Raw genomic sequence first — 23909 nt, forward strand, 5'->3', positions numbered from 1 at the left:
GTCAACTGGTTGAGTCGCGAGCCGCGACCGCCAGCCAGGATGAGCGCCAGTGTGTCGCGGGTGAGCCGGCTGACGTAGCGGGGCGAGCTCATTGGTTTCATGAAATTCAAAGCTCCTTTAAGGGTAGCCGGCGCGATGCGCGGAACGCCACGATGGTCGCGATAAAAATAATCAAACGATAGCATGTGGATAGCATAGTTAAATCGTCAAGCAAAATAGCCGGGGCCGTGGCCATCGATCAAGGGGCTAAAAACGGCGACGAACGCGCTCCTCGCCGAAAAAATCCGGAAAAAATGAAAGTATTGTTTGCTACCAGTGAGCTGTACCCGCTGATCAAGACCGGTGGGCTTGCGGACGTGAGCGCGAGCCTGGCGGCAGCGCTGAAGGCGCTGGGACATGATGTGAAGATCATGCTGCCGGCGTATGGGGAGGCGCTGGCCACGGTTGAGCGCACGGAGCCAATCGCACGTCTGTCAGTGATGAATCAGACCGTCGCACTCGAACGCTGCTGGGTGACAGATTCCGGGACCGAGGTCTGGCTGGTGCGTGCGCCGCTGTTCGATCGCCCGGGCAATCCGTACCTTGCCGAAGACGGCGCGCCGTGGCCGGATAACGCGGAGCGCTTCGCGCTGTTCTGCCGCGCGGTGGCCGCGGTCGCGACGGGGCGCGCGGGAGCGGAATGGCGGCCGGACGTGCTGCATTGTCACGACTGGCAGAGCGGTCTGGCGCCGGCCCTGCTGGCGTCCGAGAAGCGGCGCCCGGCCGTGGTCTACACCATTCACAACCTTTCATATCAGGGCCTGTTTCCGCGCGCAACTTTTGCAGGACTGCATCTGCCGGAAGCGCTGTGGTCGCCGGCGGCGCTGGAGTTTTACGGGCAGTTGTCATTCATGAAAGGCGGGTTGACCTTCAGCGATCGCATCACCGCCGTGAGTCCCGGTTACGCGCGCGAAATCCAGACGCCGCAATTCGGTTGCGGGCTGGATGGACTGCTGCGCAGTCGCGCCGCGGTGCTCTCCGGCATCGTGAACGGCATCGACGCGCAAGCATGGGACCCGGCGCGCGACCCGTATCTGGTTAAAAATTACAATAGCGACACGCTGGCTGACAAGCGTGCAAACCGGCAGGCGCTGGAGCACGCGTTAGGTTTGTCGCCGCGCGCGGATTCGATGCTGATCGGCATGATCGGGCGGCTGGTGGAACAGAAAGGCATCGACCTGCTGCTGGGCGCGCTGCCGGAACTCGTGAAACGGCCGCTGCGCATGGTACTGCTGGGCACGGGTCAGCCGGAATACGAAATGGCGCTGGCCGAATGGCAGCAACGTCATCCGGAAATAGTCAGCGTGCGTATCGGTTACAACGAGCAACTTGCGCATCGCATCGAGGGGGGCGCTGATGTGTTTCTCATGCCGTCGCGCTTCGAGCCCTGCGGTCTCAACCAGATGTACAGCCAGCGATACGGCACCGTACCTATAGTGCGCCGCACCGGCGGGTTGCAGGATACGGTTACGGATACGACGGCCGAGACGTGGGCTTCGGGTACCGCGACTGGATTTATATTCGACGAGCCGACCTCGCTTGCCTTGCTGGACACAATCGATCAGGCGCTCGCCCTGTACGCAAAGCCGCGTCGCTGGCGCGCGCTCGTCCGCAACGGCATGCGTCAGGATTTTTCCTGGCGACGCAGCGCCGGCGACTATGTGTCGGTGTACGGGCAGGCGTTACGCGTCTCCCCGGATTGACGCGGTAAGACGCGCAGCCGCGCGCTGGCGCACGATTGTAATCCTTACAGCCGGACGCGCCAGATGCGCGCCCGGCGATGATGGATCTTATTTTTTTGCGATGATCCAGATCGCGTGAATGATGCCGGGGATGTAGCCCAGGAGGGTCAGCAGTATATTGATCCAGAATTGCAGGCCCAGACCGACCTGTAAAAATACGCCAACCGGTGGCAACAGGATCGCGAAAATAATGCGGACGATGTCCATGGTGTCAGGATCTCCAGGGTGCGGGTGGATTCAGATTCATTTCCGACACGCACCGCCATCCATGGCAGGTTACGCGTCGGTTGTCGCAGGGGTTTACCGGCGCTATGAGGTTTAGCGCCGCCCGCCGACGGCCATATCCTTGGGCGCGCCACTCATGCCCCCAAACGCGGCCGCGAGCGCGCCGAGCAGCAGCGCGATGAAACCGCCAAACGCCGCCCCCGAAGCAATGGGTGCGACCTGCTTAGTTGTCTGTTTGACTTCCTTACCCGCGCCCGACAGCGCCTGCTCGGCCTGCCGGCGCATCTGACGGTATTGCTGCTGGGCCTGATCGATCGCCTGGTTGGCTTCCTGCCGTGCCTGACCCGGATTTTTCTTGATCGTTTCGGCGGCTTCCGGCGCGACCGACTTGACACTCTGCCCTGCCACCTGCAACCCCTGTCCGAGTATGCCGGTTACACCGCTTATGGCGCCGCCAACCACTGATGTAGCGAGATACAGGGTAAGCAGCGTTGCCAGCGCCCAGACGACGATGCCGTTGAGAAAGCCGTCGCCTTTTGCCGGTATGCCAGCAAGACGGCCCGCCATGAAACCGCCGATATACAAGGAGACAAGAGTGCTTACCACAAGCCAGATGCCCGCACCTATGCCGACGCCGCTCAGCGCCTGGGCGTTTGGATCCATTACGCCCAGACCGATGCCGAGCCCCAGCATGGAAAGTGTCATCTGGATCACGAGCGCGACCAGCGTGCCCGCGATTATCGCACCCCAGGAAATGCGCTTGACGACTTCATAGTGTTCGCCTGCGTATGTGTTCGTTTGATTTGCCATCAGTTGTGCCTCTTCATTAGATTTGAGTTAAAGGGAAAATGCGCCGCGAGCTTTTTGGTTTCGATTCTCCGTAGCGCGACACGCGACAGCATACAGCGAGTTACCTGCATGCGACACCCGCTGAATCAAGCAGTTTTCGTTCCATCGATTACCGCAGATAGCCGTTGACGTAAAACCATAGCGCAGCCACCGCGATCGAAAGCGTTGTTATGGGAATTCCAATCTTCGCAATTCGCTGAAGCCCCGGGCACGCCATGCGCGGCGGCGCGTTCCACGACGATGATATTGGCGAGGCTGCCGGTCAGCAGCAGATTGCCGGAAAGCGTGGTAAACACGGCCAGCGCCGTCAGCACGTCCGCCGGGATGGTCTCCAGCGCCTGCAGGAGCATCACCACGACAGGTACGTTGCCTATCGTGTTGCTCGCTATCACGGAAAACGGGGTCAGCAGCGACAACCGGTAAGGCAGCAACTCATTAATCTTGCAGCCAGTCGATCAGGCCGGGTGCGGCCGGCAGGCTTGTGAACGCGGCCGTGACCGTGAACAGACTCGCGATCAGCGCTAGCAGCGACCAGTCCACCTGTCGCAGCAAAACCGGAGTCGTGATCCGGCGCCCCAGGATCAGAACCGCCGCGAGTTCACGCTGCCCGTCGAAAAACACCACCAGCAGAATCAGCGCTGCGGTGGCGAGAAAGCTCTTGGCGGTCAGCCAAGGATGAACCTCGACCGGCGGATCGGCGCTAGCCTGGCCGTTCGCCGCACGCAGCGATTGACGCCAAATGGTCGCGATTACCACGAAGACGATAAACAGCGCGGCGATGGCCGGCACGGCGGCGGTGAGAAAATAGTCGAAGAAACCGAGCCGGCCGATCTCGCCGATCAGAATATTCTGCGGATTGCCGATCAGGCTGGCGGCCGAACCCGCGTTCGCGCTGCCCGCCAGCGCCAGCAGAAACGGCCGCGGGTCCAGCTCGCGCGCGTAACGCGACACACAGCAGCGGCGTAAAAGCGAACAGCACGATATCGTTAACCAGCACCACGGACAGCTTGCCACCGACCAGCACGACAGGACTGGCGTCAACACGACTGAGCAACGCGCCTGTGAAATCAAAACAATGCGCGGCCGCGAAATGTCCGCCGAGAATCATCAGCGCGAACAGCAGCAGCAGGGTCGGCAGTTCCAGGGCGTGCGGTAACTGCGCGACGCCAAGCGCACCGCTCGCCAGCAACACGATCATGCCGGTCAATGCGAGCCCGGTACGGTCCACGGCCAGCCCGGGAATGCGCCCCGGCCATGCGCACGTACACCGCGATGAATACGCCTGTGATTAGCGCCGTATCGACCACACCGCAGGGCCGCGTAAAGCGTCTCGCGTTTCTCCGGGCCGAACCGCGATTTCGAAGTTCTTGGAGTCAACTTTGTTATCGGGCCACATTACGCTGAACCATTTGCCCCATCACTCAAGCAGCGCTTTCAATAGCGCGTCCGGCGTATCCGAGTAGAACGGGATGTTGACACGCGTTGCCATATCATCGGAAAGCTCAACAAGTTGCTTGCGAGCGGAGACTGGCATCAGAACCGTAGCCGCCCCCTTCTCTACGGCTACCTCGACGATGCCAACGGCATTCGCTAACGGCTCCACCGAGCCACCGAGGTTCAATGCGCCAACCACGATCAGGCCACCTTTCATGCTCTTTTCTAACAGCCCGCTGCAAAGAGCCATCAATGCCGGCAGACCAAGAGCAGTCCCGGTACGGTCGTTGTCTATCGCGCGCAGCTGTACGGAGAACTCATGCGAACGCGGATCCCTATCCCCAACCAGTTCCTTTGCCCGCGTGTACAGGTTCTGCTCGGCGTAACGCACGCTCTCGCGGAACGCCGGCGGGACCGGGGCGTTCAGTATCTTGACGCCGCTACCCCGGCCGACGGTGGCCTCAATGCGGTAGAGGCTGGCGCCCGTCTCCAGGCCGCCCGGACTGATGCCCCACACCTGCCCTGGCGGCAGTGGGTCGAGCTCAATGGCTTCGTCGCTGTGCAGCTCTGGGGTCGTAACGAACTTCTCGATGCCGTCTTCGCCCATTGCGTAACTGAAATGCGTGTTGCGGAACTCGCTCTTGAACACCCGCTTCTGTTGTTCCTTGACCCGGCGACGCATTTCGAGGGCAACCCGGACCATCGCCTCCAGTTCATCGTCCGGGATGACCATCTCCGGGTCTGGATAAAGCAATTTCAGTAGGCCGCTTACGGTCTTGTTGACCGCCGTGATGTCCCGTCCGCTAAGCGCCCCGCCATAGTTCACGCGGCCCTGTAGCGCGGGAGTCCGACTGCCCGTCCGCAGCCGACTCCAGCACTCGGACAGAAAGTCACTGACCAAACCGAAGTGGTCCGTGAAGTGCTCGTTCGGACTCAACTTCGGGAAGTCCCACCCCGGCACATAGGCATGAATGCGGTCCATGAAAGCCGTGTCGTCCCGCATCTCTGGGGGTAGCGGGCTTAGGAGGTGCCCAAACCGCTGCTGGTGCGAGACCTCCACATTGAGGTTGCCGACCATGACGATACCCTCGGCCCTGATGCTCTCCTTGCCACGGGAGAACTCCCCGGATTCCATGTATCCCTTGAGGATGTTCACGCCATCTTTCTGATCAAATGACACGCCCGAGATTTCATCGAAGCAGACCACGTCGTACTGGCAAACCAAGCCGCGTTGTCCTGTTCCCATATGAACGAACATCTTGGCCACCGTCGCCTTGCCGCCCGAAATCAGATGGGCGTAGGGAGAAATCTGCTGGAACAGGTGACTCTTCCCCGTCCCGCGGGGACCCAGCTCGACCATGTTGTAGTTCCGTTCTACGAACGGCACCATCCGGACAAGCGCCACCAACTGCGCCCGCTCCGAGAGCGCAGCTGGCTCGAGCCCAACGCTGCGGAGCAGAACACTTTTCCATTCTTCGCTGGTGAAGTCGTGTCGTCCGCGTTTGAGCGTATCCAGTACATCGGCCTTGGACAGCTGAATGGCTCGAAGGCTGTCGATTGCGAAAGGACGGCCCCCTTTCTCTTGTGCGATGGCAGCGTCGTAGCTCAGCGTGACTTCGGCATAAAAGCCATCAGTGAGCATGCGCTCATGCTGCTTGACCAGACTGTCGTCGATGCGAACGTCTTTGATTGCGAGACTGGGGAGTTCGGCGACGAACGAGTCCGTCTTGGCGTCAAGCTTCGCTCTGACAATATCGATGAGCTTGATCGAGCCCAGGTCGCGGGCTCTCGCCTTGAAGAGCTCCACTTCGCCCGTTCTCACTGTCCGGTCAGCCAGCTGACGTTCGACGATCGTCAGCCCTTCCTCGATCTCCTGCTCGTCCGTGCTCGCGCAGTACCGCCCGAGAAGAAACTCGACCACATACGTCGGCACCGGATACTGGCGGCTGTACTTGCGCACCAGGTCCTTACGTACCAGGTAGCCTTCAAACGCCGTCGCCGCCAAGCGATCGAGTTGATCGAGTACCACTTTCAATCCTCACCCCCGATGATCGTGGGTTGTTTAGTAATCACGTGGCCGCTTGCATCGAGCACGACCACGACAGCCGGCGTACCTGCAAGCTCGTCATCAGCAACCAGAAGGCTTGCCGCACCTTTGGCATCCACTGGTCGCACGTTGCTGACGCTCGAGCCCGGGTCGTTGACCTTCGTTCGCAGATCGACGGACAGCCCAGGCTGAGCGGACTCAATCTGCACCCTGCAGCGCAGGCCGGCCCAGGAGACGCCAGCCACCTTCGCTGCCGTCTTGGGAGTACTCGCGCCAGCGGTGACCCGGATGACGGGCACGAGACTCTCCTGCAGACTCAAGCCCCCGTGGGTGTATTCGTTACCCGCACAGAAACACGCGATACCGGGCGCAACGGCTACACGTTCGTGCGCATTCCAGTGCCACCGCACGGTCGGTACCCCGACTTTCGATCCGCCCTTGATCGCGGCGCAGCGCGCCCACCGGCTCGCCGTGAGATATTTCGGGAGATCGACCTTGGGCAGCCCACCTGGAAGCCACAGCCAGCCGTGGTCCGTCACCACGCGGATTTCACGCCACCCGGCATCCAGAAGGGATTCGATGCGTTCGAGCAGTAAGTCAACCTGGTCTTCAATTCGACCGGCGAGTTTCCCTTGCAATGAGTGGCCCAGCTTGTCGAGTTCCTCGTTCTCGGTCCAACCTCGACCCGATGGGTCGCCCGTCTCATCCACCCCAACATACTGATAGCCCGCCGCAGACAGCAGCTTGCGGAACCGATCCGTGGTCAGCGGTTGTTCAGTGTCTGCCGTCGCGGGCAGAAAATCCTCGCCGAGGGATAATCCCTTGATGTCCTCTGCCACCGGAGACACTGCCGGTTTCGCAGTTGCCGTGACCGTCGGCAGGCCGGCCCAGCGGGTTGACATCATCACGGACCAGCCCTTCGCCCGCATGCGCTCCGCCAGGCCTTGCGAAACGTCTAAGCGGAGCCCATCCGCGAACTGGATCATCCCGCCGGATTCGACTTGTACATCCTCCATCCCCTGCCCATCGTAACCAGGAAGGGGTTCCTTTTCGGCCAACTCTTGCAGGTGCTCAGCCGCCGACTCCAGCCAGGGACGGTATATGGCGTTCAACGCCTTGCTTAGAGCCTGGGCGTCAGCGGACCATTTCACCGCGGCCATCGTGGAAAGCGCCGCAGCGTCCGCCTCCCATGCCGCATCGACATACAGCTTGGCCATATCGGCCGCTGTTGCACCGCCGAGTTTGCTCGACGTGCGCGCAGCGAGCACCGCCAAGTGCGCGAGGGCGTTCGCCAACGGCGCCTGATCGAGCCTCGCCCAGACCCAGCCACGTCTCAGACCGTGGGTCTTCTCCAGCGAAAGAATCTGCGCGCGCGCGGCCGCTGGCGATTTTTTCTCGAGGTCAAGGAGAGCTTGTCGGAGACTCGCCTCCGCTTCCTCGTTGCGCTGCGGCCAAGGTGAAGGATCGGAGAGTAGATCCGTCTGAAAGGGCATGGCCTTACGCAACAACTCCGGCACGCCCGGGTACAACGTCGGCGATTCGGCAAAACGCTCCCACACGCGCCCCCACGGGCCCGCCCTCTGTCCGAGCAGCTCAGCTGCTACCAGCTCGCCATCCTTGTCCGGATCAAACTTGAGGTCCGCCTTGCAACGCGACTTGAAAGCGCTCCAGCGTCCGCTGTTCCAACCGGACTTCACCGCGTCCGGGTCGCTCAGCCAGAGCAGCAAGTCTTTTGCGGGGTCATCGGAGAAGAGCTTATCGAAATCCTCTGCTTCGAGATGCTTGCCTTTGAGCCTTTCCACCGACGTCGTCGCCAGCTCGGTAAGCGCGCCCACCATCGACCGACGGGTGGCTGCATCGCGCGCCACATCCAGACCAAGCCCGCCGTCTTCGGCGACCAGGAATGCCTCGACGCTCCAGTCCTTGCCGTTCTTCTGGGTCCAGCACACACCTCGGTATTGAAGCTCCACCAGCGGCTTGAGGCTATCCGGGCACTCCTGGACGGCCCTGAGTTCCTGCCGGCTGACCCCGGGCAGGTAGATAATCGGTATTGTTCCCTCTTGGATCGCGACGTCTGGGAGCGCACGGTCGACCACGCTGCGTAACCAGATCGCCGGGCCGATGCGCTGCTCAGGCTGGTACTCCCCAAACGTCAGAAGCTGTGGCAGCAGCCGCCGAAGCTGGGGAACGACTGGCTGCCATTGAGCATCTTGATCCGTCCACAAGACGGCGTACGGATGCACAACATCGTTCGGGTTGTACCTCACTGCACCCTCCAGCGAGCGAACCAAAGACTCAACGACGGTAATACTCGAGTGGACTGCTTGGGTTCTCACCGTATCGCCTTCTTCACGATACACCTGCAACGTAAATCGTCAGCATGAGTTCCGATTCGTCGACCAGACGGTATTCCGGGGCTTTTCCTGACAGTTGTTCGCTGCGAGACAAGATGATCGGCACACCTTCACCGCGTTTGTCCATGATGTGGGAGCGATGAGCTGCAAACTCGTCTCCCTCAACCGGACAGCGCGCGAGTAGACTAGTAATGGCTTCGTTACGGGCGGCTTGCCGATAAGGCAGGCTCTCAGGCGTCATGGTGTTGGCAAGTAGTCCCAGCGTGTACAGCTCCAGCCTGTCGTCGAACAACCGCAGGCGCACCTTGCTGCCCGCCATCGAATAGTCGCGATGCGCGACGGCGTTGGTCACCGCCTCGAAGACGGCGAGCATGTCGTACTGCGGCAAGTCCTCGCGCCCGCCCTCCGCGCGCTTTCGAGCCGCACTCTGCATATTCTTTCGCACGAAGTCGCAAGCATCGAAGATCTGGTGGTCCAGTGAACCTGTAATGTTTCGGGCATCGCGCTGATAAGCCGACTCGATTTGCGGTGCAATCACTGACCCCCGGTAGGCCACGGCCTGAACGAAGGCGCCGGGCAGGAACCGCTCGGGTTCCCGGCAAGCCATGAGCACTCCGGCCACGGTGGGCCGCCACACGTCAGCATCATCTTGCGAAGCCATTGCCAACTTGGCGAGCAGCTGTTCGGGCGCGTCGGTCGAGCGCAGCGTGCCGAAGCGACGCCACAATGGCTCTTCGAGATCGGCAAGCGTCGCCCGCGGCACCGGCGTTTCATCAAAACGAATCAGACGGGCTTGGCTGCGCTGCTGGAAAAGTCGCGCCAGTTGATCGGGTGGTATAGGTCGCTTCGATGATCCAACCCGATGACAATATCCCGCCGGACTTTGGTGCACGAACAGACTGGGCGGCACTTCGATGCGTATTACAGGCTGCTCCGTCCCTCCGCTGTCTGGCAGCGTAAGCCGCTCGATCACCGGTGCCGCAGGCGGCTTGATCGAGTCCTCGCACGCCTGGCGCACCATCGTTTCCACGGCATCAAGCCGATCGACGGGAATGCCCAGTACCTCGCGCGTTTTGTCATGCACCCCCAATACCAACACGCCGCCGCGGCTGTTGGCGAAGGCAGCCAGCCGATCGGCAAGGTCGTTCTGTCCAGGGCCACGAATCTTACCGCTGGCAAAACGCACCTCCTTCAGTTCCAGGAAACTGTCTTCGCCCAGTCGAATCTTTTCGAGCAGTTCGCTGCGTGTCGCGAACATGTCAGACCTCCCGCCCCAATCGTGCCCAGCGGCGGGAGAACGCCTCGCGACCGCCTTCCATTACCCGACAGACTTCCTCTCGGACCGTCTTCTCTTGCAATGCACCGCGCTCGACGACTCGGCACTGGCCGCCTCGGAAATCGAAGGCATGCACCATCTCCGGATCCCCGTTGACCACCACGTTAGGGTTATGCGTCACGATGATCAGTTGCCGGCGCTGCTTGTTCTCGCGGATCTGGCGTACAATCAGCTGATAAATCAAATGGTTGTCCAGATCGTCCTCGGGCTGGTCGAGGATCAGCGGCTCATCGCCGAACGCAAGCAGAAACGCCAGCAGGGCTGCCGAACGCTGGCCTTGCGAGCCCTGGGTAATGGCCGACCAGTCACGCCCGTCTCCCCCGCGACTGTATTCGATGCGAAGGTCGCCCTCTGGGAACCAGCAGCGGGCGTGATCGGTAAACTCGGGTTTTTCAGCTTACGCTGGAGGTAATTCTGGAAATGCCCGCCGAAGTCAGTATCAAGCTCAATCATCCGCTGCTTGATGCTTTGCAATACGACCTCCCGATCTGGGGCGTCCGCTAACTCGAACGCCAACCCGCCCGCAGGCTCGCCGTCATCGAACCGCAAGATGTCGTTTTCGAAGCGGTCGTCCTGCGCATCAAGCAGATCGCGCAAACTGCGCTCGATGCTGCGCGCATCGAAGCCAAATCCAACCACCTTCATACGCACGAAGTTATTGGTCTCCAACGTGGCCACTACAAATTGGGCACGCGCCTGCGTCGTGTCCCTGCGCGTGTCAAACACGCGTTGCCACTGGGCCTCGCTTTCAGCTTCCAGGCGTTCCCGATCCTGGCGTAGCTGATCGAGCTGTTTCAGTTGTGCTTCAAGATGTTGACGCTCCTGTACCAATCGCCCGAAGGCTTGCGGATCGGCGACGCCTTGTGCTGCGAGTGCGGCTTGAAGCGCCTCATAGTCGGTCTGCGCCTTGTCAGCGCGCTGGCGCCACTCTGCAAGCCGGCCGTCAGTGGCAAGCACCCGGACCTTCGCGGCGAGCGTGTCTGCGGCTCGTCCGAGCGCCTCGCGGGCCTCGCCCAATGTCCGCTCTGCCTCGACCCGCCACGCGAGGGCCTCGCGATCCCGCGTGGCATCGAAGGTGCCATCCGGCCAGTCGTCGAGCAGTAGATCTTGCGCCAAAGCCTCGATGCCCCCGGGTGTCGTTTGCAGTTGCTCAAGAGTTGTATCGATCTCCCGGCGCTGTCGAAGAGCTTGCTGGTGGGCCTTCAGCACCTCGGCGTGATGGGACTGTGCCAAGGCTTCGAGCTTGCGATTCAGGTCCGCGAGCTTGCGTTCCAGCTCCGGCCGTCCGGCTAATCTCCCGTCCAGTTCGCGCAACCTTGCTCGCTGTGAAAAAAAGGCGTTCTTCGCCTCTCTAAAGGCTCGATGCAGTTCTCCTATGTTGGCCGCTTCGTCAATCACGTCGAGCAACGCCTGCCGGCTGTCTCCAGCCATAGCCGCGATCTGCTTCTGTGAACATAACCGGATCGGGAAGCGCTCCGCATGCACCGCTTGGCTGGACGATGTTCGCCACTCGCCATCGTCGTCTTGTTCCTCGACGACCGCCCCTGGGGGGTCCCGGCGCCAGCGCAGTCGGTGCGTAAATCCCTCGCGCATCAGCGCCACGCGGATTTCAGTGTTTTCTCGCAGCGCGCCATCCCCGTCGCGCCCCTTAACTGGTTGAGAAAAACTCTTGAACTCGCGGGAGGGCTCTGTCTCGTCTCCGAGGCGACGCAACTCATCATCTCGCTGGTACGCTAGGCGCAGAGCATGCACAATGGTCGACTTGCCCGTACCGCGTCCTCCGATCAACGCATTGTAGTAAGGCGTGAAGGCAAGCCGCTCCTGGGTGCCGTTACCCATAAAGCGTGCAGACTCGATCTCGATGCCGGTGATGAAGTGTGCCGGCGTCTGGAACCGGTCGAACTCCCCTTCGTCACTCCGCCGGATCGAGATCCCGTTGCCATCCAGAAGCGCGAGGCGCTGCCCTTCCAACGTGGGGCTCGCCATCTTGACCCAGGTATAGCCTGAGCCGGGAACGCCGTTACCCTGGAAGCTGTGACAGTCGCTACCCAACACCCGCGCCCACTTGCCACGGCATTCGTCGAATACCGTAGGGGTGAGTGAACGCAAATCACACCACTCCATCGCCAATACGTCCTTGACTTCAAACACCTGTCGAATGGTGTTGGCGTCGAGATGCGGTTGCCTGCCATTCGCAACCCGTAACAATCCCTTTTCCTTGTCGGCGTGCGCGGGTATGGCAACCCCGCCTGCGTCGAGTACTGCTTGCACCACCTCGGCCGGACCCAAGCGGGTAACACCGTCGCTGTCGCCCTCGGTTCCTTGGTACCTGACGGTCGCCAGTAGGTCCGTGATAGTGCGGGTCGTTAATTCTGGATCAAAGATCGCGAGCAAATGGAAACCGCTGGAAACAGAAAGCTCGACGCCTGGGAATAGCGTCAACTCCCGAAATCCCTCAGGCGGCGACCCGGCATCGTCTTGCCCCTTCATCTGGTCGTAGGCCGCCTTGAGGCCATCGACCCACGCGCCGCTGTTGTGGTCGGTGATCGCTACGCAATCGACCTCGGCGGCCATGTAGCGCAACAACCAGTCTTCAGGTGCGACAGCACCACCGTTCTTCGCCCAGTAAGTATCGGTGGAGGCCGGTGTATGCGTATGAAAGTCGAACTTCCACCAGCGCGATCCCGGGTAGGGCCAATCTTTTTGTGTGTGATCAGTCATGGCTGTTTATCCTCCGCCCGTTCGCGGGCCGCGCGTTTCTCGGCAACAGTGAGATGCACGTCGTTGACACGCTCGCCGGTGAATTTGCCGTTGTTCCAGAACCACGCGAACTGCGCCTGGTCGCGTATAGGTTCTTTGCCGCGGTCCTTGTTCCGGTGGATGTTCGGCTTAGCGCGCAGGATGCCGGCGCCTCTCTTGGCGCCCGGAATGTCCTTGGCCATGAAGGGACGAATGTTCAACCGCACGCCGTCGTTGATGTCCGGCGCCCAGCCGATGGCTTGTTCCTCAATGGGCTTCCAGCGCACGAAAATGTCGAAAGGCGGTTCGCCCTCTATTATGGCGATGAGGCGTTTCTGCAATTCCAGCGCCGCGGCCAGGCGATCCTCCGCGCCACCTTCACCGCGCTTCACACCATCCTGCTGGCGCGCGATCCAGTCGCCGAGATAGCTGTAGGTGAGGGACTCCAGAAGGCGCCGGCCCTTGCCGTTGCCCTCGGCCAGCTTATGGTAGTTGACCAGGGCGTGGAAGCCATCGCGCTTGCGGCCATCCCAGATGTGCCATATGAAGGGGCGGTGATGGAACAGCTTGCAGTGCTGTTCGAAGAACCGGTTGCGTAGCCAATCGTCGAGACTGTTACTGCCGGCCTCCGCAAGCAATTTCGAGAGCGTGTCGTTGCCCCATTCGTCGCCCCAGGCGGCTACCAGTAGATGCAACAAGCGCTCGTGCGCAGGTCGTTCACCACGCGCGGACGGCAGGCAGACAATACCGTCTGCATCCCCCTGATGGATCAAATCATCCGGGGCGAGCGCCGGGCAATCGGGAAAACTTGAACCGGTCTGGCGCGGCCACTGGTAGCCGAGCAACCGGGCCACGACCACCTGCAACGGCTGGCCTGAACCTTTGGGCTGCCGTTGAACAACCACTGCGTCGGGTCGCTCGAAAACGGCTTGGGCAACCCGTGCGGATACTTCTCCGCCGCCACCTTCTGCCAGTAAGCCAGGTCGAAGGGAACTTTTACGAGCGATGAATTTGTAACTTTGAGTGCTTGATCGACACTACGCACATTCAGAGAAAACTGCGGTGATGAGCAGTAACACCAAATCGCAGCAAGGTCCGATTCCTCATTTGGGCATATCGCGCCGACATTGTCATCAAAGCGATCTCCGAGATAAAGTGTGGAGGCTAGCCCGGACATGCGGCTAACAATGATTCCTTTCTTTCCCCACACCTCTTGCCCAGTTCGCCATCGTTGAATGGCCGTGTTAAGGTGCCTAACGCTCTGGGCGGCGGCATAAAGTTCGCCGGTGCCTTGTTGCCAAAAGACGACTTGGGATCGACCGCCATAATATTCCGATAGACCCACGGTGCTTTGCAGATACTCCCAGTCAGGTTTGATGCTCGTGGGCTCCCAAAAAATTGGAAAAAGCGATTTCCATCTCCGGTCAACATTCCTGAAGCGAACGATGCGACTTTGTTCAGGAATGCCGAACGTATTTGGGTATCAATCACGATTCGAGCGTCGGGATTCAACAACTGATCTGCTTGCCGGGCGATCACCGGAGGACATAAATTTTGGTCGCTAAGTCTTAATGATTTTTCGACCGGCGTCGTTGCTTCCGTCACGTCAAGCCCTGCCATCGTTGCTCCGTCGCGAGGCCGTGCAGCTGATATGACGCCCAGTTGTATATTGAAATCCCACATTGGCGTCTGAAAGCCCTTTGGCCCAAGCCGAGCGATGATATTCCACGTTTGATACTTCAACAGAGATTTTCGAAGCGTCGAATAGATACCAAGAAACAACCAATTCTGCGGCGTGACCAATGCGGTCGTGCCGGAGTCTGGACAGAAGGTAAGGCAACGCTCCACGAAAGCTGTGGCTAAGTCGGCTTTGCTAGCGGGAAAATATTGCTCCAAGTGGTTCCTGAGGATGTCGTCCTGCTTTCGGCTACCGAGGTAAGGCACGTTGGTGGCGACGAGCGTGAACTGGCCGGCGAGAATTTCCGCCGCCTTGGCCAGGCCGCGCGCGGTCACGGCCATTTCGTGCGCGGTGTCGTCCCTGACTTCCTGCGCCAGCGCCTTTTCCAGCAGCGGCTGGAGTTCATGGAACGCGGCCACCAGCAGGTCGCCCTCGCCGGCGCGCGGGTTGATGAGGCTGCCCAGCACCGCCGCCTTGGTGAACAGCCGGTAAAGCCGCTCCATGCCGCGCTGGAGCTTCTGGTTGTCGCCGGCAATCGCGAGCCATTCGGCTTCGCGCGTGTTCGGCGCGAGACCGGAGCAGGCCAGGTTCAGCCGGCAGCGCGCAGTGGCCCACGCGCCGCCACGCGGCCAGCGCCAGGTTGAACGCGCCGATCTGCGTGCAGCGCGGGTCAAGCTCTAGCCCGAACAGGTTGTCGCGGATGACCGCCGCCACCGCTGCCTTCTCGTCCAGCTGTTCCTCCGCCATGCGCAGCGCGACGAGCCGCTCAAACATCGCCACCACGAAATGTCCGCTGCCCATACATGGGTCGAGGCACTTGAGTTCCTTCGCCGTCTTCGGCCAGCCGTCAAACGTGCCGGCGGCGGGAGTCCACTTGCCGCCCTCACCTTGGATGAAGCGGAGATATTTCCATGGCCAGCACGGCAGCGACACGGCCTGGCGGAGTTCGTCCTCGCTCTGCGCCTTTTCGGCCAGATTGGGATTGGCGGCGAAAACCTTGCCCGCGTGCCACGCGCCGAGCGTGTTATCGAGCAAAAAGTCCACCATGTAATCCTCCGTGAACAGTTGCGTGACCGCCGGCAGTTCATCCGCGCCGATCTTGTTGCCGGCGGCGTTCACCTCATCCTTCTTCCTGGTCTGCCAGAACTGGTAAACCCAGCCGAGCGAGTCCGTCGCAGTAAAGACATCGGTCGGCAGGCCTTCAACCAGCGTTTCCAGTTTCAATCGATGCTCCCGCGCGAGCTGGACTTTGAACACCGGATGGTCGGGGCGGAACACCTGCGGCAGCATCCGATTGGCAAAGCGCGCAGCCAGCGCCCATTGGTCGACGCCCTCTTTCTTCGCCAGCTCTTCACATTCAGCCAGGGTGATGGCGACCCCCATGTCCGGTTCGATGAGCAAATCGCTCTCGGCGAGAAAGCGGGCAAAGAGCATTCCGTGCCAGTGCTCGTAGGCGCACTCGTGCACCTGGTGATCGATGCCCTGGCTTCCCGAACGCGCATCGAGCCGGTCACCGAGCTGGCGCGCGTGGGCGCGCAACCGCCGGCGCAGGGTGCGCTGCTCCGAGCTCATATGCCCGTACGGCTCGTGGTGGTGCACGGCGAGCGCCTCCAACGCTACACGGGCGCCCGCTTCAGCCACGTCGCGCGCTTGGACAACAGTGCGTTCGAGTTGCCTGCGAAGGTGTGGCGAGAGCGTTTCCACGATTCTGGGTCACTCGAATTCGGCACGCGGCAGGCCGGCCCAAGGGGTGATCGACATCATTCGGCAAAACGCCCCCGCATTATTTTCAGGCGAATGAACTTCTGTAGGGTGGATTAAGGCGCGTAGCGCCGAATTCACAGCGGTTGGTGGATACGCCCGCAAAACCGGCGGGCTTTATCCACCCTACATGGCTACATTGCTGGATGACCTTACCATCGTGCAGAGGCATTTTCGGGAAAACCGCGAGCCGCCAGAATTTGGCGGACATCCTGCCGGAAAGGACCCGCAACTTACGCAACGGCCACCTCGACGTGGGTCACATAGACTTCGCTGTGCAGCCGCTGCTGAATCTCGGTGGCGGAAGCGGTCTCGAAAAACAGTTCCAGAGCCGCCTTGAGATTATTGCGCGCCTCGTCCACCGTCGCGCCCTCGCTGGCGACATCCACGTCCGGACACAAGGCGACGTAGCCGTCGCCCTCCCGTTCAATGATTGCCGTTAGCTGTCTGTTCATGGCTGTACTCCTCTGTCGTTCGATCTCATCAATTGACGAACACAGGCCCGTGCCTGATCTGTTCGAGCAACTCCTGCTCGGTCTTCACGATCCACGCGTTGACCTCATCGGGCGTGCGGAGCGTGGCGCTGCCGAGCTTGACGTGGTGTGTTTTGGGCTCGACGAGCTTGTCGGCCTGGATGCGCGCGTCTGCGAAGAGCTGTGGGAGTGCCGCCGTGCGCGTCCTCCATGCAGCTAGGGAAATACGCTCTAGGGATTCGAGCACTTCCTGCTCGGTGCCCGTCACGCCCTTGGTGATCTTGACGATGTGCAACTGGCCAAGGATCCGATCCCCTTCCTCTTGCCCGATCTTGTGCCAGCTCTCGGCACTTGCAAGGCGCTGCCATTCCGCCTCAAAAATTTCGGCGTAGCGCTTCTCCGCTTGCGCAAGGGCCATCCGGAGCGCATCCGCCAGCGCCTTGGTGAGGTCGGGCACTCGATCCGTCGCGTCGAGCAGGCCGCGGTTCGCCGCGATGGCCTCGATCTGTGGCTTCGCCTCCTTCGCGGCATCCAGGCTATCGACATGACGGGCCAATGACAGCAAGCGCTCGTAAGCCGGCTGGCGCTTGTCTGCCATGTCGCGAGCCTTACTCCACTCTTCGATGTTCTTGATGAGTTCATCGTGACGGTTGAGGATGCCGAGCAGTTGCTCATTACCGGCACGCGACTGCAGATCCAATAGGTGGCTGGTATCCGGGCGTTCGGGCAGCGGGGCTTCGCCCCCGGCACGGTTAGCCAACTCGGCGAGCTTTGCGAGGAACTGGCCGGCAGCCGCCGCCTCGTCGTTCGGCTTGCAGGCAATCCCAGCCGTCTGAAACAATTTGCGCACCTTGAGGCGCTCGCGGGTGTCGATGGTCGCGCTCTCGACGCGGAAGTCGGTACTCGACACCTTCGCCTGATCCAGCTGCCCCGGCTTCAGCGGCGTTCCGTTTGCGGTCGCGCGCAGATGCCCGGTACCAAACAGGCTGATGAGCGCTGCGTCGACCGCATCTCGCGACCACCCATAGGGCGGGCCCGAGAAATGAGAGCGCACATCCTTACCCTTTTTCCCGGATCCGACGAACGACAGCACGGCCGAGCAGACCGGATGATCTTCGGTCTTGCCGCTGTAGTCCAGCGCCTCCAGGGGATGCTCGGCGCCCTTGCGGGCCCGCTCGATGACTTTCGGCCAACGGTGGTCGTCGGCGTCCTTGAACTCATAGAAGAGCCGATCCAGAGATGCGTCGGCGGCTTCCCTCACCTTATCCAGCAGCGTTGATTCCAATCGCTCGGTACCGCCACCCTGGAACACCTTCGCCCCATCGACGACTTCGGCCACGAGTGTCCGCAGGCTGTTGGCTGCCTCGGTTAGCCGAGTCTCCATGCCCTGACGGGCCTCGATACCTTCGGGGGTCGAGGGGACTCCCTTGTATTCTAAAGTATCCTTCGCCGCGCTCTGGGCGGCGATGACGCGGGCCAGCGCGTCGGCGCGAGATTTGGGCACAAACACGTGGATGATGGGACTGTCGGCCCCCGCCGCACGTGCATCGGCGACCACGCTCTTCTCGTCGGCGCCCCAGCCATCGCGTATCCAGACCGGAACCTCGTGGCCGGTTTCCTGCGGAGGTTCGGTGCCGAAGTGCAACGCGAGCTTCCTGGGCTCCTTGCACTTGCCATGCAGGAGCTTCACGGACCCCACCGCATCCTGTACCGCGGAGCCAAGGAGCTGAGCGCGTTTGCTGCTCATGCGAGTGGGATCATTGACGAGCTTGGTTTGCCGGTTGCGGAACTCGGCTTCCCATTCGCTGCTTTCCCGCGTCTGAAGACTGTACTCATCGTCCAGCTTGATCAGCGTGCCAGCGGCCACCAGCTCGTCCAGCAGCTTCGGTACCTGACCGCGCAGCGTGGCGCCGTCCTTCGCCAGATCCTTCACCAGCAGATCCGCCAATGCATCGGCGGTGGCGCGAACCCCGATGTCGGCACCCGCTTCCCGCGGGAGCTTGCGGATAAGGAACACCAGTGCGCACAGCCGCGACTTGAGGCGGCCGTCGGGAGTGCCGTCGTCCTGCGCGATGATGGTCTCGTTGACCTCGCGGAGCAGAACACCGGACTGAAGCAGGTTGGCGGAGATCTCCTCGAATAGAAAATCCGCTGGCACCACCGTACCGACTGGCTCCTCGGCGGTGCGCCGTATGGCGTCGTAGACGATACAAAGCTGCGTGCGGAGCTGTCCGGCAGTGCCCGCGCGGTCAACCGCGCGCAGAGTATGCTCCCAGAAGCGCCGGCGGACGGGCAGCAACGGATAGTCCTCGACCAGGATCGACTTATCCTCGCCGCGGGGTCCGATCTTGGTGCTCACCAAGTGACGGTCGAGTTCCCCTGAGTTGGCTTCCAGAGTCGATCTGACGTCGTTCACTCGGTCCGGGCGCTTCGCCAGGACAACCCGCCGGGTGACCGTTTCAACATCGTTGTCGGAGAGTTCCACATTGACCGTGAACGGCCCTGGAGACGTTGAAGCGCCGGCGTGCCCGAAAGGGCGGTTTGTCCAGTACCCAGGAAGAGCAGGCGATCGCCGAACCGTTTGCTGCAGGCTTCAACCACCTCCTGAACGACGTAGGATCGGCTGGAGTCGTCTCCGATGTACTGCTGCACCTCATCGAGGATGATGACGGCGCCAGGCATCTCGCCGTTGGACGACAGCGTGTCCTGTAGCGCGTTGACGAACTCGTCGGTGGTGATGTCCTTCGGCTTCGGGAACTGAGCACGCAATGCAGCCCTGGCGTCCTTCTCGTTGGCTGCGAAGTTCGAGTCCGCAACGAACAAGGCTTTCGTGATCAAGGGGCTGACATACAGATCATTCAGCTCACGGCGGAACTCGCGCCCTTCCGCCTCGACCGCCGCGCGCACCTGATCGTAAATATCATTCTTCTTCAGCCAGAGGGAGAAGCGCGCCTGGGGGAAACTCTCGGGGAGTTCCGCGGACTTGAACACAATCCCGAGAAGCGCGAGCCGAACGCTGTCACCGGCGCCGGCGCCGAGGGTTCCGGCCGCCGCATGCAACCCGTGGCCTCGCTTGCCCAGTGTCGAGATTTCCTTCAGCAGATCCTCGACGTCATTCGGAAGCCGAGCCAAACCGCTGGCACTGGCGCCATCTTCGGGGAAGGTGTAGTCCGTCCACAGGAAGCGCAGCATTTTGGCCAGGTGAGATTTGCCGCTGCCGAAGAATCCGCTGATCCACGCTGCCGGTTGCTCGGGGTGGCCCTGATTGCTGACGTACGAATCGAGAATGCGAACCAGGCCGCGTTGATACTCACCTTCACAGACGAAGTACTCGAGTTCGAAGCGCAGCGTGCGGCGCTCGTCATCGCTCAGGGCGTCGGTCATGGCCGCGACGCCATTGTTGAGCAAAGTGATCTTGCTGGGATCCCGCTGGTAGATATCCCGGTTTTTCATACCTCGTACACGCCTCGATCTTCTTGCACCGTAATCGGGACTGCCAGGTAGTTCCATCCATCCCGCGCGTCCAGCAAACGATAGTTGCTGTTCTCGTACTCACCAGGGAAGAACACAACCACACGACCTCTGATATCCCGCTCGATCTCCTTCATTAACTCCGATACGCGGACGAACCCGAACAGAGAAGCGATACCATAGACCCCCACAACCGAGTTATCGTCAATGCCGGACGCCGTGAGTGCGGCACGCATCTGCCCGGCGACGTATTCAAGAAAGGCATCGTCGAGCTTTAACTCAAGATCTTCCGGGCACTCGAAGTAACTGTCTCGGTACTCCGTATTGGCCATCCACTCCGCAAATGCCCGAGTCAGATCACACTCGCTCCAACCATGCCCTGCCTCCGCGGTCGCCAGCGCGAACAGATCTTTCCGCGCCCGCAGCCGCCGCTCGTCGGCTTTGTCGTAAACGATGAAAATGGCACGCTGCGCGCCCGCCAGGTCCTTTTGCCACGGAAGCGCAATGTAGCTCTTGTAGCGGTCAGCCAACCTGTCGATGCGCCCCATGGATCAACTCCCGCTCCTTCTCGGTGAACATGGTCGGAAACGACACGTCAATGACCGAGCCAGATTGCTTGAAATGGAGCAGTCCAAGCCGCCTGGCATCAACCGCAACATCAATGAGCTCTTCGGGGCTGGCATCCAACATGGCAGCCCAGGGCGTCTCGAATAGCGAGCGCCCACGCCGCCCCATGGCAAAACCCAGCAACAACGCATACGCACTTGCCGCGGGCGTTGCCTCGACGCGCTGTCTGGTCTTACGCCCGCGTCCAAGCAGATGCCCGGACTGGGTCCAAGACGACGAGGCATTGCGCACTACTTTATCCAGCGTCGCATCGTTGAGGCGATCGCCAATAGCATCGGAAAGCGCATCCTTCATCGATTGCCGTGCGAACTCGTGCCCAAACGGAGTGCCGATTATGGCCCTTGTGGTTGCTCTTAGCAGCGGGTCGCGCGCGAGAGCGAGCAGGAGCGCAAGGAGTGGGCGACTGGTTTCGTGCCTGCCCCAGAGGTCCCTCAGAACGCGGAAAAGCATGATCCGAGCATCAAGCCCATAGAGCTCAGTCAGCCTTTGGAGGGAGAGCTTGCGGGTTGCCGCTGTCCTCTTGCCCAGACAATTGTCCTCCACAACCGCATGCGCGTAGTCTTCACGGGAGGCTTCGCCGGGAGCCGCTTCCAGCAGACGCGACAGCTCGTCAAGCATGATCGTCCGACTGGTGTGAGTGCCGCGGCCACCAGAACGGAATCCCCAAAGCAAGGCGCGGTTCGGCGGGAGACCGGCTATCCCGGTTTCGAAATTCGGATCGTATATTGCGCCCACGATCGAACACTATAGACCAATAAGAAACGTTATCAGTATTCGCCGGCAAACTAGCCGGCGGAAGACAAGAGTAACAATTGTACACATCAACAGCTGGATTGCGGGAGAAGTGCCGGTGTATTTATGACGATTTCGCCCGCACGTACGCCCAAGCAGCATGGCATCGGCAGAGTAACTAGTCATTGCCTCAGCCCAACGGTCTCCCGATTCTCAAACAATCGCGAGCGACACAATTCAGCATACGAACAAGGCAGCATGCGCGGGGCGTCATAGCTCGCCGAGATACGAAAATACCTCGACGCTTTGCTCTGCTCTAATGTCTATGACAGCTTGATCGGCTGACGCTTTGTGAGTATTGATCGGCGCCTGAATCCGATTCATACTCCGCGCCTTCTTCACTATGCGAATGCTGATGGGCACCCGGGAACGTCGCCAGCGCGAGATCGCCGAGCGTGAACAGCGCTTTCTCGATTGCGCGCGCGCTTTGATGCTGCAGGATGGTCTGCTCGGCCTGCAGATGGCGCGGGTGGCCGAGGCCTGCGATTACGCGACCGGCACGCTCTATCAGCATTTCGAATCCAAGGAAGACCTGCTGGTCGCGCTGGCCTGAGACAAGGCCGCCATCCGTGCCGAACTGTTCGAACGCGCGGCGCGCTGGCAGGCGCCGTCACGCGAACGTATTTTCGCGGTCGCGGTCGGCGACATGATTTTCGCGCGCCGCTATCCGGATTACTTTCGGCTGGCGCAGTATGTTGTTACCGAAGTGGTGTGGCGCGCGTCCTCGGCCCGGCGGCGCACGCAGGCACTGGCGGCCAGCAAACTCATCAGCGCCGCCGTGTTCGACATTTATCGGGATGCGATGGCGTCGGGCGATCTGCCGGCGCGCGGGCTCACTGTTCCCGAATTGATGGTGGGCCCGTGGACGCTCTGTCTTGGCATGCATACGCTGGTGCACGCCGAAGGCATGTTGCAGCAATACGAGGTGCGCGATCCGTACCGCCTGCTGATGCGCAATGTTCATCACTTACTGAACGGCTATGGCTGGCGGCCGCTGTTCGACCCCGAAGATGACGCCACCCTGGATGCCTTCATCGCCCGTGTCTGCGAAGAAGTGTTTCATGACAGCTGCGTGATGCGCGACGATGCGCCCGCGCATTGATCAGCCACCCGCCCCTTCACTTCGCGTACCTGTCATGACTTACCGCTCCATTCTGCTGCCCGTCGGGGCGCTGCTGGTGTTCGGCGGGCTGATGTTCGTCAAGTGGTATGGCGACAAGCAGATGAACGCCATGTTCGACAACATGCCGGAACCCCCGGTGACCATTTCGTCCGCGCAGGTACAACAGGGGCGCTGGCCGCGGGAGGTTGAAACGGTGGGCACCTTCGCTGCGGTCAACGGGGCCCAGCTCGCCACCGAAGCCAGCGGTATCGTCGATGATATCAGCTTCAAAAATGGCTCCGCTGTCAAGGCCGGCGAGATTATTCTGCGCCTGAATACCGACATCGAGGTGGCTGAACTCAACGCGCTAGAGGCCGCCGCCCGCCTGGCCGAAATCGAACTGGAACGGGTTCGCAGTCTCTATGAATCGAACAATGTCTCCAGGGCCGAGGTCGATATCCGCCAGACCCAGGCCGACCAGGCGCGCGCCAACCTCGATGCGCAGCGCGCGCGGGTTGAGCAGAAGACGATAGTGGCGCCAGTCTCCGGGGTGCTGGGCATCCGGCAGGTGAATCTCGGACAGTACGTCGAGGCCGGCAGCGCGATCGTTACATTGCAATCACTGGATCCGATTTTTCTCAACTTCATGCTACCGGAGCAGCGGCTGACCGACATCTCCGCCGGGCAGCTGGTGACCGCGCATGGAAGTGCTTTCGCGGACGAGCCATTTCACGGCGTCGTCACCGCGATCGAGCCGCGGGTGGAGCAGAGCACGCGCAATTTCATGATTCAGGCGACCATTGATAATCCGGATGGCCATTTGCGCCCCGGCATGTTCGCGCGGGTAGAGCTGGCGTTCGGAGCGCCACAGGAGGTGCTCACCGTGCCGCAAACGGCCATTAACTTTAACCCTTATGGCAATTCCGTTTATGTCATTCGTGAAGCTCGCGTGCCCGCGCAATCGCCACCGCCGGGCAATAGAGAACCTGCGCCCGCTGGCAGCGCGCAGGCGACCGAGCAACCACCGCGGCTTACCGTGGTGCAGCGCTTCATACGCACCGGCGCGCGGCGTGGCGACCTGATTTCGGTCACGGACGGCCTGCGGGCCGGCGAAAGAGTAGCGACCAGCGGGCTACTGAAGCTGCGCAACGAGGCAGTCGTTAATATCAACAACAAGATCAGGCCCGAAGCGGATGTTTCGCCTACTCCGCCGAATAGCTGACGATCCAACCTGTCGTAA

The 23909-nt window shown here is 61.1% G+C and carries 12 protein-coding genes and 4 pseudogenes; 3 read left to right on the top strand and 13 right to left on the bottom strand.

Features of this window, described 5'->3' with window-relative positions; translation table 11 throughout:
- The first annotated feature begins 293 nt into the window (after positions 1 to 293).
- Positions 294 to 1742: a glycogen synthase GlgA gene (gene glgA / locus H0V34_05165; protein MBA2491113.1), complete on the top strand. Its 1449-nt coding sequence runs from the start codon at positions 294 to 296 to the stop codon at positions 1740 to 1742.
- A gap of 87 nt (positions 1743 to 1829) precedes the next feature.
- Here glgA and H0V34_05170 read toward each other — a convergent pair whose 3' ends face one another.
- The 13 genes and pseudogenes from H0V34_05170 to H0V34_05230 form a co-directional block, all read right to left on the bottom strand.
- Positions 1830 to 1988: a YqaE/Pmp3 family membrane protein gene (locus tag H0V34_05170; GenBank protein MBA2491114.1), complete on the bottom strand. Its 159-nt coding sequence runs from the start codon at positions 1986 to 1988 to the stop codon at positions 1830 to 1832.
- 111 nt (positions 1989 to 2099) lie between these two features.
- Positions 2100 to 2816 (bottom strand): hypothetical protein, encoded by a 717-nt coding sequence (locus tag H0V34_05175; GenBank protein MBA2491115.1) that lies wholly within the window; start codon positions 2814 to 2816, stop codon positions 2100 to 2102.
- 125 nt (positions 2817 to 2941) lie between these two features.
- Positions 2942 to 3286: a hypothetical protein gene (locus H0V34_05180; protein MBA2491116.1), complete on the bottom strand. Its 345-nt coding sequence runs from the start codon at positions 3284 to 3286 to the stop codon at positions 2942 to 2944.
- Between the two features lie 4 nt (positions 3287 to 3290).
- Positions 3291 to 3806, bottom strand: coding sequence for a hypothetical protein (locus H0V34_05185; protein ID MBA2491117.1), 516 nt, complete (start codon positions 3804 to 3806; stop codon positions 3291 to 3293).
- Positions 3807 to 4272: 466 nt separating this feature from the next.
- Positions 4273 to 6318 carry a protease Lon-related BREX system protein BrxL gene (gene brxL / locus H0V34_05190; protein MBA2491118.1) on the bottom strand — a complete coding sequence of 682 codons (2046 nt, stop codon included), beginning with the start codon at positions 6316 to 6318 and terminating at the stop codon, positions 4273 to 4275.
- 2 nt (positions 6319 to 6320) lie between these two features.
- Positions 6321 to 8696: a BREX-1 system phosphatase PglZ type B gene (gene pglZ / locus H0V34_05195; protein ID MBA2491119.1), complete on the bottom strand. Its 2376-nt coding sequence runs from the start codon at positions 8694 to 8696 to the stop codon at positions 6321 to 6323.
- Positions 8686 to 9948, bottom strand: a complete 1263-nt coding sequence (locus H0V34_05200; GenBank protein ID MBA2491120.1) for a putative DNA binding domain-containing protein — start codon at positions 9946 to 9948, stop codon at positions 8686 to 8688. Before H0V34_05200 ends, pglZ begins: the two co-directional genes overlap by 11 nt.
- Position 9949: 1 nt before the next feature.
- Positions 9950 to 12747: pseudogene (locus tag H0V34_05205) on the bottom strand (AAA family ATPase).
- Positions 12744 to 16147 (bottom strand): annotated as a pseudogene (locus H0V34_05210) (N-6 DNA methylase). The pseudogenes H0V34_05205 and H0V34_05210 overlap by 4 nt, the downstream one beginning before the upstream one ends.
- A gap of 290 nt (positions 16148 to 16437) precedes the next feature.
- Positions 16438 to 16659, bottom strand: coding sequence for a type II toxin-antitoxin system HicB family antitoxin (locus tag H0V34_05215; protein MBA2491121.1), 222 nt, complete (start codon positions 16657 to 16659; stop codon positions 16438 to 16440).
- A gap of 28 nt (positions 16660 to 16687) precedes the next feature.
- Positions 16688 to 20130, bottom strand: a pseudogene (brxC, locus tag H0V34_05220) (BREX system P-loop protein BrxC).
- Positions 20127 to 20696, bottom strand: a complete 570-nt coding sequence (locus H0V34_05225; GenBank protein ID MBA2491122.1) for a DUF1788 domain-containing protein — start codon at positions 20694 to 20696, stop codon at positions 20127 to 20129. Before H0V34_05225 ends, brxC begins: the two are co-directional and overlap by 4 nt.
- The gene (locus H0V34_05230) at positions 20671 to 21393 is read right to left on the bottom strand and encodes a hypothetical protein (GenBank protein MBA2491123.1); all 723 of its coding nucleotides are present in this window, start codon (positions 21391 to 21393) and stop codon (positions 20671 to 20673) included. Before H0V34_05230 ends, H0V34_05225 begins: the two co-directional genes overlap by 26 nt.
- Before the next feature lie 529 nt (positions 21394 to 21922).
- On the opposite strand from H0V34_05230, the pseudogene H0V34_05235 reads away from it, so the two are divergent.
- Positions 21923 to 22669 (top strand): annotated as a pseudogene (locus H0V34_05235) (TetR/AcrR family transcriptional regulator).
- 34 nt (positions 22670 to 22703) lie between these two features.
- On the top strand, positions 22704 to 23891 hold the full coding sequence (locus H0V34_05240) for an efflux RND transporter periplasmic adaptor subunit (protein ID MBA2491124.1): 1188 nt from the start codon (positions 22704 to 22706) through the stop codon (positions 23889 to 23891).
- Positions 23892 to 23909 lie beyond the last annotated feature (18 nt).

This window comes from Gammaproteobacteria bacterium (assembly GCA_013696315.1).
In the GTDB taxonomy this organism is placed as follows: domain Bacteria; phylum Pseudomonadota; class Gammaproteobacteria; order JACCYU01; family JACCYU01; genus JACCYU01.